The sequence below is a fragment of the Spirosoma jeollabukense genome (genome assembly GCF_054777855.1).
Window position 1 is genome coordinate 39,886 of record NZ_BAAHAD010000003.1, and the last position, 13,162, is coordinate 53,047.

10 protein-coding genes are annotated in these 13,162 nt (G+C 45.2%); 3 read left to right on the forward strand and 7 right to left on the reverse strand.

The genetic code is table 11. The features are described from left to right. Window positions 1–167: 167 nt before the first annotated feature. The 5 genes from ACYVEA_RS14240 to fusA form a co-directional block, all read right to left on the reverse strand. On the reverse strand, window positions 168–1,088 hold the full coding sequence (locus tag ACYVEA_RS14240) for a rhomboid family intramembrane serine protease (RefSeq protein WP_461114118.1): 921 nt from the start codon (window positions 1,086–1,088) through the stop codon (window positions 168–170). Between the two features lie 2 nt (window positions 1,089–1,090). Continuing rightward, on the reverse strand, window positions 1,091–1,885 hold the full coding sequence (locus ACYVEA_RS14245; protein WP_461114119.1) for a rhomboid family intramembrane serine protease: 795 nt from the start codon (window positions 1,883–1,885) through the stop codon (window positions 1,091–1,093). A 34-nt stretch (window positions 1,886–1,919) separates the two neighbouring features. Further along, the gene (mutL, locus tag ACYVEA_RS14250) at window positions 1,920–3,953 is read right to left on the reverse strand and encodes a DNA mismatch repair endonuclease MutL (RefSeq protein ID WP_461114120.1); all 2,034 of its coding nucleotides are present in this window, start codon (window positions 3,951–3,953) and stop codon (window positions 1,920–1,922) included. 179 nt (window positions 3,954–4,132) lie between these two features. Further along, the gene (rpsJ, locus tag ACYVEA_RS14255; RefSeq protein ID WP_012930032.1) at window positions 4,133–4,438 is read right to left on the reverse strand and encodes a 30S ribosomal protein S10; all 306 of its coding nucleotides are present in this window, start codon (window positions 4,436–4,438) and stop codon (window positions 4,133–4,135) included. Window positions 4,439–4,546: 108 nt separating this feature from the next. Then, window positions 4,547–6,664 (reverse strand): elongation factor G, encoded by a 2,118-nt coding sequence (fusA, locus tag ACYVEA_RS14260; RefSeq protein ID WP_461114121.1) that lies wholly within the window; start codon window positions 6,662–6,664, stop codon window positions 4,547–4,549. A gap of 217 nt (window positions 6,665–6,881) precedes the next feature. On the opposite strand from fusA, the gene ACYVEA_RS14265 reads away from it, so the two are divergent. Continuing rightward, the gene (locus ACYVEA_RS14265; RefSeq protein ID WP_461114122.1) at window positions 6,882–8,663 is read left to right on the forward strand and encodes an ABC transporter ATP-binding protein; all 1,782 of its coding nucleotides are present in this window, start codon (window positions 6,882–6,884) and stop codon (window positions 8,661–8,663) included. 89 nt (window positions 8,664–8,752) lie between these two features. On the opposite strand, the gene ACYVEA_RS14270 is transcribed toward ACYVEA_RS14265, so the two are convergent. Continuing rightward, a complete protein-coding gene (locus ACYVEA_RS14270; RefSeq protein WP_461114123.1) occupies window positions 8,753–9,430 on the reverse strand; it encodes a LexA family transcriptional regulator in 678 nt (225 codons plus the stop codon). A gap of 157 nt (window positions 9,431–9,587) precedes the next feature. On the opposite strand from ACYVEA_RS14270, the gene ACYVEA_RS14275 reads away from it, so the two are divergent. Beyond that, window positions 9,588–10,856, forward strand: a complete 1,269-nt coding sequence (locus tag ACYVEA_RS14275) for a DNA polymerase Y family protein (RefSeq protein ID WP_461114124.1) — start codon at window positions 9,588–9,590, stop codon at window positions 10,854–10,856. Between the two features lie 103 nt (window positions 10,857–10,959). Here the strand turns inward: ACYVEA_RS14275 and ACYVEA_RS14280 are convergent, their stop codons facing one another. Continuing rightward, the gene (locus ACYVEA_RS14280) at window positions 10,960–11,820 is read right to left on the reverse strand and encodes a pirin family protein (protein ID WP_461114125.1); all 861 of its coding nucleotides are present in this window, start codon (window positions 11,818–11,820) and stop codon (window positions 10,960–10,962) included. A 514-nt stretch (window positions 11,821–12,334) separates the two neighbouring features. On the opposite strand from ACYVEA_RS14280, the gene ACYVEA_RS14285 reads away from it, so the two are divergent. Next, window positions 12,335–12,748 carry a hypothetical protein gene (locus ACYVEA_RS14285; protein ID WP_461114126.1) on the forward strand — a complete coding sequence of 138 codons (414 nt, stop codon included), beginning with the start codon at window positions 12,335–12,337 and terminating at the stop codon, window positions 12,746–12,748. Window positions 12,749–13,162 lie beyond the last annotated feature (414 nt).

Here is a 13,162-nt window from a genome sequence, read left to right on the forward strand (position 1 = left end):
CTTACAACAACACACGTACAAAATACAATGTTTCATTTGGCAAATCGCCCGCTGCATTGAAATGGCGAAACTACTATATTTTTTCGACAATTATAAAAAATCTAAGCCCTTAGGCGCCTGTAGATATACGTAGACGCCTAAGGGCTTAGATTTTTAGAGGAATGAAATTAATTCCGCTGACTGGCCCGAAAGAGCTTTTGTTTTTCTTCACGCGTCAGGCTCTCATAGCCGGAACGTGAAATTTTATCCAGAATCGTATCAACTTCATCCTGATCAGGGGTTGAAATAGCCGATGAAGAACTACCTGATGTTGCGTAAGCGCTGGTTTGAGCACTGGTGCTGCTACGTTGGCGATAAGATACTTTCACCGCTGGTTTAGGACGAAATAAATTGTTCCAGCCATCGGCTAACCAATAGATAGGTCGCCCCAGATCAGTGCCATTCTGCAATAACTTAACGTACGTAAAGCCCATCAAAGCACCACCTAAGTGAGCTAAATTTCCTCCTGCATTGGCACCCGCCGATTGAGCGATTGAAAGAACAATGAAAAAGAAAACGATATATTTTATACGAACAGGGCCAAAAAAGAGTAAATGGAACGTGTAATTTGGCAGTAAAGTGGCAGCACCTACAGCTACTGAAAAGGCTGCCGCTGAAGCGCCAAGCATTGGTACGGTATCCCGGTTCTGAAAATAGGGTACCAGGTTATACATGGCCAGAAAAACTAACCCACCTGCGATTCCCCCCATAATGTACAAACCGATCAGGCGACGATTGCCTAAATATTCATCAATCAGTTTGCCGAACCAGTAAAGAAACAGCATGTTGTAGAGAATATGTAAAATATCGTTGTGCGTAAAAAAGTAAGTAATTAATGTCCAGGGCTTATGCAGAAATGCATTTACCTCACCGGGCATCATTAGTTGCTCTTCCATGATGATATATAGGCCTGACCGTTCGGCCATGGTCAGGCTTACCTTTGCTATCAACAGCACCAGAAATACGACAGTGTTAATTAGTATCAACTGCACCAACGTATTGTTGGGCTTATTGAATTCGCTCCGAAAATCCTCAAACAACCCGCTCATCGTCAATAAAACGTTTTTCGCTGTGAATCCCAGTATTTTATTAGTATAAATGCAAATAGCATTCCGCCTATATGGGCGAAATGGGCTACGTTATCCGTCTGCGTCCGGTAGACACCCGAATAAAGCTCAAAGGCCCCATAAGCTATAACGAGGTATTTTGCTTTAATCGGTATAGGTAGAAACAATAAAAACAGTTCAGTGTTCGGAAACAATAATCCGAAGCCCATTATTACTCCAAAAACGGCTCCAGAGGCACCAACCATTGGCTCATCGACTTGATTGGTGAAAATCTGATTGGCAATGGCAACGCTATCCTGAATATTTTTACTGTCGTTCGGGTAACTTTTAAACTTTTCAATGAACGGTACCAATCGCTCGTAATATGAAACCGCATGCTGGTCAATAAAGGCCGAAAAATTGTCGAAGCCTGGGTTTAACCGATAATCCTGAATGGATTCATATATGTCGTGTATCTCGAAATAGTTTACCCCGGAAAACAATAAAGCTGACCCTAAACCGCAAAAAAAGTAAAAGAACGTAAACCGACGCGGTCCCCAGGCCTGCTCCAGCATAGGCCCAAAAACCAGTAAGCCGATCATGTTGCTGAAAATGTGATTGCCATTTGCATGCAAAAACATATGTGTCAATAACTGAATCGGATTGAACTTGTCAGACAAAAATGAATGCAGGCCAAATTGCTCAATAATACTTCCATTCGCAAACAGGTAATTCGTGATTAGAAATACTATTACGTTTATTATCAAAAGTACACGGACTACCGGCGTCAGATTGAACATTCTTATTTCAACTAATTTATGCTAATAAACTCAATTATTGGTGAAAAAGTCCCGCAATTTTATCCAACGTTAAAACAATTGTTATCCGCTCACCAGCAGGCGTATAACCTGGATTGGCCGAGATAAACAGTTGGTCTACCAATGCTCTACGCTCGGTTGTGCTCAAGCGCACTACATGGCGCATCGCCGACCGGCGGGCCAGTGAGCGTGCCATCGACTCACTCTTGTCTAATTTCAGTCGGCCCGTATCGGCCCGCAATTGAGCCAGCAGATTCGCGAATAGCTCTTCTTCATTTTCGCCCATCGTTAATGTTGGGACTCCCCGAATGACGAAGGTGTTTGCGCCTAACTCATCGAACTCAAAACCGAGACTCATCAGGTCATCGCGCAAATCGAGCGCTAACTGAAAATCTATGGGCATTAACGTAATCGTTTTTGGAAACAACAGTTGCTGCGAGGCTCCATTCCGTTTTGTCAGTGCCGCATAGAATTGATCATATAAAATCCGTTCGTAAGCCCGACGTTGGTCAATCAACATCATTCCAGACTTGATTGGCGCTAAAAGGTAACGATTCTGGACCTGTACGATGTTATCGTCATCAACGAGCACAGGCACGGGCTCCTCGCCAGACTCTACATTTATCTGTAACTGATTGGCCCGGCTTCCCAATGTAATAGGTTCGCTTTCTGCTGGCTGCGATTCCAGCTTGGCCGCACCCAGCCAGTTTCCTTCCTCTCCGGTGTCACTAGGTGGTTGAATTGGGTTATCGGTTCCTGAAACACCTTCGTATAACGTTTGCCAGTTATTAACAGACGGCTTAGCTTTTGGCATGTCGAAACTGCTTCCAGCCGCTTTATCCAGGGAGTCGTTACGTAACGTGCTACGCTCATTGACAGGTGTGGACGAGGCCCAGGATGGCGTAACAGGCCGAGCAGTATTCCGGGCAGAAACATCTGATTTAACTGCTAATCCATCGCTACGTTCCGATTTCGTATCAATAGCCGCCGATTTTCCTGAAGCTGATCGACCACCCATTAAAAAATTGACATCCGAATCAAAATCCAAGGAAGGCGATAGGTTATAGACGCCTACGGCTTTTCGGACAGCCGCCATCATAATGGCATAAACAGATCGCTCGTCGTCAAACTTAATTTCTGTTTTAGTCGGATGTATGTTGATGTCAATGTGCGATGGGTCGATGTCAATGAACAGTACATAAAACGGATGACTCCCTTCGGGCAACGTACCTTCGTAAGCTCCCACTACCGCATGGTGAAGGTAATTGTGTTTGATATACCGATTGTTAACAAAGAAAAATTGCTCATTGCGCGCTTTCTTTGCAGACTCTGGTTTGCCTATATAACCATGAACCGTTACGTAGGGGGTTTTTTCCTCGCAGTAGTTTAATTGTTCGCGGTAACTTTTTCCGAACATATCAACGATTCGGCGACTGAGTTTACCAGCGGGAAGGTTATAGATTTCCTGATCGTTATGAAACAGCGAAAAGGCAACTTCAGGATTTGCCAGTGATATCCGCTGAAATTCATCAAGGATATGCCGCATTTCCACTGAATTCGACTTTAGAAAGTTGCGTCGGGCTGGTACGTTGAAGAACAGGTTTTTGATGAGCAGATTTGTGCCGGGCAGGCACGAGATGGATTCCTGCGTTTTAATGTCAGATCCCTCGATCCGGATCAGCGTGCCCAATTCCTCTTCTGCCCGGCGGGTACGCATTTCAATTTGAGCGACGGCGGCAATGGACGCCAGCGCTTCGCCCCGAAACCCCATAGTACGAATGCGGAATAAATCGTCGGAGGAACGAATTTTGGACGTTGCGTGGCGTTCAAAACTCATACGGGCATCGGTTTCAGTCATACCAACGCCGTCGTCTACAATCTGAATCAGGTTTCGACCCGCTTCGCGAATGATAACCTGCACCGATTTAGCTTTGGCGTCTACCGAGTTCTCAAGCAATTCTTTTACTACCGACGCTGGCCGCTGCACAACCTCACCAGCCGCAATCTGGTTGGCAATCGAGTCGGGCAGTAGTTGGATGACGTTTAACATAATGTATAAAATCTCACCGGGCGGCCTTCGCCGTGACATACAATATACAAAAATAACAGGTAGTCTTTACGTATAATTCAACGGAATTGCCGGGAAATTGCTTTATATGAAAAATGCCGCAAGTTCGAAACGGTTGACGTCTCGCACTTGCGGCATTCTAAGCCTTTAGCGTCGACTCGTTAGACTTTGATTTCTACGTCAACACCACTCGGTAATTCGAGTTTCATGAGCGCGTCAACCGTTTTCGCACTGCTGCTGTAGATGTCCACTAAGCGCTTGTAGGTGCAAAGTTGGAACTGCTCCCGTGCCTTTTTGTTGACGTGGGGCGACCGCAGTACGGTATAGATTTCTTTGTTCGTTGGCAATGGGATGGGACCGCTTACGATAGCACCCGTCGATTTAACCGCTTTCACGATTTTCTCGGCCGACTTGTCAACCAGCATGTGGTCGAACGATTTCAGCTTTATGCGAATTTTTTGGCTCATTGTGTTTTGGTTCGTTAGGTGAAAGTGCTGTCGAAAGAACCATTTACTCCGACGGCACAAAAAATGGGCAGTCGGTCGGTTGACCCACTGCCCAATATCGAATAAGGCTTACGCCTTCACAGTACCTTTTTCTTTTGCTACTACGGCCTCAGAAATGTTGTTTGGAACAACTTCATAATGAGAGAATGTCAAGTTAGCCGTAGCACGACCCGATGACATTGTCCGCAAATCGGTTACGTAGCCAAACAATTCTGACAGAGGAACATCAGCCTTGATCACTTGCGATCCAGCTTTTGTATCCATACCCTTCATTACACCACGACGGCGGTTCAAATCACCCGTGATTGGACCTGTATACTCTTCTGGCGTTAGCACTTCAACAGCCATAATTGGTTCGAGCAATTTCGGACCAGCCTGACGAGCTGCTTCACGGAAGCCTAAACGAGCGGCCATTTCAAATGACAGCGCGTCGGAGTCAACATCGTGGTACGAGCCATGGAATATCCGAACCTTCATGCTCTCAAGCGGGAAGCCAGCTAAAGGCCCGTTTTTCAACGATTCTTTGAATCCTTTTTCGATGGCAGGGATAAATTCGCGGGGAATTACACCGCCCACAATAGCATTTACGAACTCAAGTCCTGATGGTACAACACCGGTTTCGTCTTCGCCACGTGGTCCAAGTTCAAATACAACATCGGCAAACTTACCACGACCACCCGTTTGTTTTTTATAAACCTCACGGTGTTCAACGTTTTTGGTAAGCTTCTCTTTGTAAGCTACCTGAGGAGCACCCTGGTTTACTTCTACTTTGAATTCACGACGCATCCGGTCAATGATGATTTCAAGGTGAAGTTCGCCCATACCCCGGATAATCGTTTGGCCAGTTTCTTCGTTCGACTCAACCTTCAGGGTTGGGTCTTCTTCGATCAACTTACCAATGGCTTTCGAGAAGTTATCCTGATCGGCTGATTTCTTAGGCTCAATAGCGTACCCGATAACTGGCTCGGGGAATACCATCGATTCCAGGATGATCGGGAATTTCTCGTCCGATAACGTATCGCCAGTCTTAATATCTTTAAAGCCGACAACGGCCCCAATGTCACCCGCTTCCAGACGATCGATCTGGTTTTGCTTGTTGGCGTGCATTTGGAAAATCCGTGAAATCCGCTCTTTACTGCCCGAACGATTGTTCAGGACATAAGAACCTGATTCCAGAACACCCGAGTAAGAACGCACAAAGCATAAACGGCCTACGTAGGGGTCGGTCGCAATTTTAAACGCCAGCGCTGCAAATGGCTCCGTTGACGAAGGCTTGCGAGAGATTTCTGCTCCAGTGTTAGGGTCGGTTCCAAAGATGCTCTCCTTGTCCAACGGTGATGGTAACAGTGCCATCACATAGTCAAGCATGGTCTGAACCCCTTTGTTTTTGAAGGACGAACCGCAAAGCATCGGAACGATTTTCATAGCGATAGTTGCTTTACGCAGAGCCGCCAGAATTTCGTCTTCAGAAATTGATTCCGGATCTTCGAAATACTTCTCCATCAGGCTATCGTCGAACTCGGCAACAGCTTCAAGAAGTTTTTCACGCCATTCTGTGGCTTCGTCCAGCATGTCGGCAGGGATGGGAACAACGTCAAACGTCATCCCTTTATCTGTCTCATTCCAAACGATACCCCGGAAGTTAACGAGGTCAACAACACCTTTAAAGTTATCTTCTTCGCCAATTGGCAACTGAAGCGGAACGGCGTAGCTGCCCAGCATTTCCTTTACCTGCTTGCACACGTTCAGGAAGTCGGCGCCAGACCGGTCCATTTTATTTACGAAGCCCAAACGTGCTACGTTGTAGTTGTTAGCCAAACGCCAGTTCGTTTCCGACTGAGGCTCAACACCGTCAACCGCACTGAACAGGAATACAAGTCCGTCAAGTACACGTAGTGAGCGGTTTACCTCAACCGTAAAGTCAACGTGGCCTGGGGTATCAATAATGTTAATATGGTATTTTTTGTCCCGGTAAGTCCAGTCGACAGTTGTAGCCGCCGAGGTAATCGTGATTCCACGTTCCTGTTCCTGCTCCATCCAGTCCATCGTGGCGGCTCCATCATGAACCTCACCGATTTTGTGACTTACTCCGGCGTAATAGAGAATACGTTCGGTAGTGGTCGTCTTACCCGCATCAATGTGAGCAGCGATACCGATATTTCTCGTAAATGCTAAATCGCGAGCCATTAGCTTGTTATACTGAAAGTTATGTGTTTCTAAAATAAGAAGGGAGTGAGCCGCGCTGTATGACACATGGCTCTCCTTGCAAATCAGGTCGCAAAATTACTGAATTTCAATCAGAAATCAAAGGGGAAAGGAAAGAATATACTTAGAAATCAATCGCTTGTCATATCGCTGTGAATTGGTAAATTCGTTGACGTAACTCTACCGTAACTTAAAAATCATGAAAAACCCGTATGTGGCTATGCTACGTACTGCCTGGACGTATGCCCGGCACGAAAAACGGCGATATGTACTGATTTATTTGCTGTTTGTACTAGCCAACCTTGTCAGAGCCTTAAACCCGTTGCTGTTTGGATGGTTTGTTGGCGAACTTCAGCAGCAAAGCACCGATGTACCAAACCTGATCGGTCTGTATGCCGCAGGCTATATGGGTCTGGTATTGCTGGAATGGACTTTTCACGGCCCGGCTCGCATCATGGAACGAAGGCTGGCGTTTACGCTCAGCCGTAATTTTTTGGATGAATTATTTCACCAAACACTGCACTTGCCGGTTAGCTGGCATAAGAACCATCATAGTGGAGCCACTATTAACCGGATTCGTAAAGCATACGATGCGCTGAAAACATTCTTTCAGGGTGGATTCATCTACTTAAATGCTCTTTTCAAACTGGCTTTTTCGTTTGGAGCCATGCTGTATTTCGCTCCGCTATTTGGCTGTATTGGGCTGGCATTAGGGGCATTAACAATTTGGGTTATTCTTCAATTTGACCGACCGTTCATTAAAGCACTCGATGAAACCAACGAACGCGAACATATTGTTTCCTCCAGTCTCTTCGATAACCTGTCAAATATCATAACTGTGATTACACTGCGCTTGGAGCAACGTATTCAGATCAGCCTGGGTCGAAAAGTGAATGCCGTTTTTTTACCGTTCATGAAGCAGGTAAAAATTAACGAATGGAAGTGGTTTGTTGCCACCCTGTTAGTCACACTCATTTACATTGTTTTGGCAACGGGCTACGTTTACCAGCACTATGTGCCTGGGCAAATATTTTTAATTGGTGGCCTGGTCACACTGTTAGGCTATGTAAATCAGTTTACGAGTGTGTTTAACGACGTTGCTTATCAGTATACGCAAATTGTGCAGTTCAATACAGATGTGCAAACGGTACGGGGAATAGGTGAGGCTTATTCCCGTTATGAACGCCCTGACCACGAAACGCTGCCAATCAACTGGCAAACCATTGATATTACCGGGCTTAATTTTTCGCATGGCCGGTCAAGTGGCTCATCTCGTAAGGTTGCTAACCTGATTGAGGTGACGATTAGTCTGAACCGGGGTAAACGGGTGGCATTTATTGGTGAAAGCGGATCGGGAAAAAGCACACTACTGACCCTTTTGAGGGGTTTATATCTGCCCGAATCGGGCTTATCAGTGCACGTTGACGGACAGCCAATGCCTGACCTGAATGCAGTTGCCAACACAGTGACTTTGTTTCCGCAGGAGCCAGAAATCTTTGAAAATACGCTTACCTACAACATTACGCTCGGGCTCCCTTTTGATGACGATGATATAAAAGAAGTTTGCCGCGTGGCCCGTTTCGACGACGTAGTAAAACAACTGCCAAACGCTCTGGAAACCAACATTCAGGAGAAAGGCGTGAATTTATCGGGTGGTCAACGGCAGCGGCTGGCTCTGGCGAGAGGAGTTTTGGCTGCCCGCACGAGCGATATTGTGTTGTTGGACGAACCAACGAGTAGTGTAGATCCCAAGACCGAGCTGGCCATTTACCGCGAATTGTGGCGTGAGTTTGCGGATAAAGCGATTGTCTCAACCTTGCATAGATTACATCTGTTACCTCTTTTCGATTACATCTATATTATGCGGGACGGTAAAATCGTGGATGAAGGTAGCTTTTCAACCCTCCGCCAGTACAGCCCTATTTTTCAGGAAATGTGGGAGCATCAGAAAGAGGTTATGGAACCGCAGGGAGTGGCGTAATAAATTGGCAATCTGGTTTCTGTCGATGCGGTAGATTTTTATCAACACAATCTACCGCATCGACAGAAACTCTTTACGTCACCCTGCTTTTACTCCACGGGAGCTTCAACAATCGACACAATTTTCCATAAGCCCCGAATATCCTGCAAAGGAACTGTTACGTTACCGCCGTTCGGGTTATCAGAGTGGAGCGTTAAATATTTCCGGGTTAGGAGCTCATTATCGCGGATGCGCTTAACAACAAAGTAATCCCGATACATAACCGCATAAACGCCCCCCGACTGGTATTCCCAGTTGTTTTCACTAACAGGCACCGCCAGCACTTTAGCCCCATGTGCCAACTGCGGACTCATGCTGTTTCCCGAAATCTCCAGTACCACCGCTTGTTTATGACCTTTTAAGATCGGCTTTCGCACCCGGAAAGTCTCAGCATCCGTGGTATTGCCGCCTTCCGAATAGCTCTCTACGAACGTAGCGTAGAACCGAACGGGCACAAATGGAACCTCAATAGTGTCGTCGTCAGAAGACATCATCTTGGCATTTGCTTCAGGTGAGTTCAACACGGGCAAAATACCGCGAATCAAATAGTCTGCACTGATTTGCGGATAGCAGGCCAGCAAACTCATGATCGTATCGTATGATGGCTTGGCCCGACCGTTCAGAATATTGTAAAATTTGGATGGGTTTTCGCCTAATTCCTTGGCTATCTGGTAAATAGTTATACCAAGAGCGTCGAAAACCTGCTTTAAGCGGTCTTGAATTGTCACAGTATCATCAAGTTTATTTGAACATTTTTCTACCACAATATGGTATAGTATTAGTATATATAATACAAGTAAAATATATTGCGCTTGTATTACAACAAACATACTACAAATACAGACGAATGATAGCATCAAAAGACACTTTCTTATTGTAAAATTGATGAATCGGAACCGACTTTCTGATAATACATTGCCAACGGTGCTGTTTGTCGATATGAACAGCTTTTTTGCTTCATGCGAACAACAGGATAATTACTGGCTGCGAGGGCGGCCCGTAGGTGTATGTGTCTATACGGGTCGACAAGGATGTATCATTGCGCCGTCGATAGAAGCTAAATTGCGAGGTATAAAAACGGGTATGCGGTTAGATGAGGCTATGCGTCTGTGTCCCGACCTGGTGCCTGTCCAAACGCACCCTGGCCGCTATCGGGAATATCATGTCAAAATTATTGAGGTACTCAAGACGATTTCGGACGACGTAGTGCCGAAAAGCATAGACGAAGCTGTCGTTGATTTAACAAACTATCAACTGATTTACAAAGACATGAGCCAGGTGGCGCTACGTATCAAGCAGGCAATCTGGCGGGATGTGGGTGACTGGCTGCGTTGTTCAATTGGTATTGCGCCAAATGTATTTCTGGCCAAGCTAGCGTCCGATATTCAAAAACCCGATGGCCTGACAATTATTACTCCCGATACAATTGACGACGTACTGCGCCCGCTTAAACTAACCGATTTGCCGGGAATCGGCCGTCGTATGGCCGATCGACTCGAAGCAGGCGGTGTTCATACGCCTTTAGAATTACGGTATGCCTCCCCACACCATCTGCGCGCTGTATGCCAGAGCATTATTGGCTGGCACTGGCATTTGCGGTTGAATTTTGGGGGTGAGGTGGATCTGGATACGAACACCAATAATAAGAGTATGTCGGCGATGCGCACAATTGCCGCCGATCAGCGGAATCCTGAAAGTCTGGATGAATTACTGCAATCACTTTGCCTGACGCTCGAACGGCGCATGGTGCAACAAGGCGTGTTTTGTCAGGATATGTCGTTTTCCTGCCGCTATCACACCGGTAAAACGTATAATTATGAAGCCCATTTTCCAAGCCCTAAACAGGACGGTATTGAACTGTATGGAATTATTCGGGAGCGGTTGGTCAAGTTTCAGGAAGCGCATAAGTGTGAACCGGTACTTAACGAACACCTGCGTAGCATGTGCGTAGCTGTTTTTCGATTCATACCGACAGAAGTCGTGCCGCTAAGCTTGTTCGAGAATACTACGCGTAAGGGGAAATTCCGCCAGACATTATACGATCTGAAGGCAAAATTTGGCGCTGATAAACTCATTCGGGCTACCGAATTGCGCGATGATCCAGTATATAAGGATGTAATCGGGTTCGGCAACATCAAGGATTTAGAAAAGTAAGTCCGTACGTATTTGTCCGAAAACGCACAGACTTATGCTTAGAGTCGTGCTACGGTTATTGATGCCCCTCGAAATAACCGTTGTACGGCTCTAAGCGCAGGTCCTACTTTAGGATACCCATTTTTCCGGCCTGGAAATCTTCAAAAGCAGCCAGAATCTCCTCGCGGGTGTTCATGACAAATGGCCCGTAAACAGCCAACGGCTCCCGAATTGGCTCACCTGCCAGAATGAGCAGTTTAGCGTCCGCGGCCGTTGAAAGCGAAATGAAGTCGCCATCTGGATTCATCAGCGCGATTTGACCACGTACTAACTGTTCGTTATTAATCGTGGCCGAGCCACGCAACACGTAAACCATAAATGAGTAATCTGAAGGAACGCTAAGCGTTTCAGATTGGCCTTGGGTCAACGTCAAATCGGCTACAATAATTGGACTGAACGTACTGGCAGGCCCTGTCGAACCCTCTAACTCACCCGCAATAACACGTAGCCGTCCACCACCCGACAATGTCGTTGTCGGAATTCGTGACGAAGCAATATCTTGATAACGAGGGGCCTTCATTTTGTCTTTGGCTGCTAGATTGACCCATAACTGCACAAAATCCAGTTGACCACCCTGACGGGAAAAGGCCCGTTCATGTTTTTCTTCGTGGATAATACCCGAAGCAGCTGTCATCCATTGCACATCTCCTTTGAAGAGCTTACCGTGGTTACCTGCCGAATCACGATGTTCAAGAGCGCCTTCATAAACGATAGTTACCGTTTCGAAACCCCGGTGTGGATGCTCATCAACACCTTTCGGTTGTTCGGATGGCTGCACTTTCATAGGACCGTGGTGATCTAACAACAGAAATGGATTGAATGGCCGCGACCCCTGCGGATGAAAGGCATTCAAACCGATGAAACCATCACCAACGTTATTAGGCGTGGCAGTACGTATATCTGCTAGTGTGCGTTGTGTTTTCATAATTCATGTAGATACATGTAATTTCAAAACCAACTTATTCGCATGCTAGTTCATGAACAGACTTCTTAGTAGGGGGAAAAGGTTGGCACGGGCGCGGAAGTTCCTAATGCAAACTATTTTCCCCTGTTATCTTCTGCCAGTCGATACCGTTTGGTTTGTAGTATTGCGAACCTACTGGCTTGTGATTTTTTCCCCTTTCATACTTAGGGAATGGATGTATAATTCAGGAAGAGAATATCTAATGTATATACATAAACTAACAAGGAATATATAAATATATGGTCTTAGTATAGTTATTAGCCTATTTGCACTATAAAAGATTATATTTATTATAGATTAAATAATAATTTTAATCTATTTGGGTGATTTCATTTGGTGAAATGGTGATTTCAGACATTATAACCTATGTAAGATAGATATTACCTCTATGTTTAATACGAGGCAATTCTGTATTGCTCTGCAAAAACAGACTTACAGATTGTTCATTTAGTATTACTTATTTAAAAGCAAAAACATGGGAATCATCTTATTTCCGAAACCGCTTCATCCTGATTTTTTCCTTTATTTCTTTACTTTTCTTAGCTGGATTACTATTGGTACTCTCGTATTTCTAGCCGTTCGCTATCTACTAGGAAAAGGTAGAGGAAAAAGAAATGTTAAGTCTTTGGCAGTGATATTCTTAGTGGGTTCTATTATATCTAGTTGTCAGGTAGAACACGAGAGTATTGATACTAAGCAGCAAGTTGAAAAGCTAGTAACTGATTTTAAGCTAGTTAAATCTGATCAAGTAACTACTAAAAATTCGGTAGTTTTTAATAGCATTGGTGAAGCACAAAATTTTCTAAAAGCCTTAAGTTCAAAAATAAATTCAAGGACCAAGTTATTATCAATGCTATTGCACATGCTGCAAATATTTCTCAGCCGATAGGAGCCGCTCGTGCATATGAGCAGCCTTGTGGTGGCAATCATCCTGGTATCACACGAAGTGAAATGCCTATATTGCCTTGGAATGGTCTTTCAATAACAACTAATTTCGATCCTAACACGCGTCATGTCGAGAATGTAGCTACGTCTCTTACGGGAATGACCTTCCCATTATCTGCTCAGCAGCAAAGCTATCAAGAGGATGCCGTTACATATACTATGAATGGCCCAATAACAACATTAACTGTTGTTGTTGATGTAACTGTCAATCTTTTTGTTGAAGGTATTGGATCAGTTTATACTACGTCGTATGTATTAAGGGGCTATATTATACCATGTCCTGGGGGTGGTTCGAGAACTGAGTTTGAAGAACTATATTAATTCAGAAGTAAATGGGGACGTTTCAGGATTTGCAAAT

Coding starts and splice junctions, on each gene's coding strand:
- ACYVEA_RS14280 (WP_461114125.1), bottom strand. CDS start 11,820: ATGAAAACACAACGCACACTAGCAGATATACGTACTGCCACGCCTAAT.
- ACYVEA_RS14265 (WP_461114122.1), top strand. CDS start 6,882: ATGAAAAACCCGTATGTGGCTATGCTACGTACTGCCTGGACGTATGCC.
- mutL (WP_461114120.1), bottom strand. CDS start 3,953: ATGTTAAACGTCATCCAACTACTGCCCGACTCGATTGCCAACCAGATT.
- fusA (WP_461114121.1), bottom strand. CDS start 6,664: ATGGCTCGCGATTTAGCATTTACGAGAAATATCGGTATCGCTGCTCAC.
- rpsJ (WP_012930032.1), bottom strand. CDS start 4,438: ATGAGCCAAAAAATTCGCATAAAGCTGAAATCGTTCGACCACATGCTG.
- ACYVEA_RS14240 (WP_461114118.1), bottom strand. CDS start 1,088: ATGAGCGGGTTGTTTGAGGATTTTCGGAGCGAATTCAATAAGCCCAAC.
- ACYVEA_RS14245 (WP_461114119.1), bottom strand. CDS start 1,885: ATGTTCAATCTGACGCCGGTAGTCCGTGTACTTTTGATAATAAACGTA.
- ACYVEA_RS14275 (WP_461114124.1), top strand. CDS start 9,588: ATGAATCGGAACCGACTTTCTGATAATACATTGCCAACGGTGCTGTTT.
- ACYVEA_RS14285 (WP_461114126.1), top strand. CDS start 12,335: ATGGGAATCATCTTATTTCCGAAACCGCTTCATCCTGATTTTTTCCTT.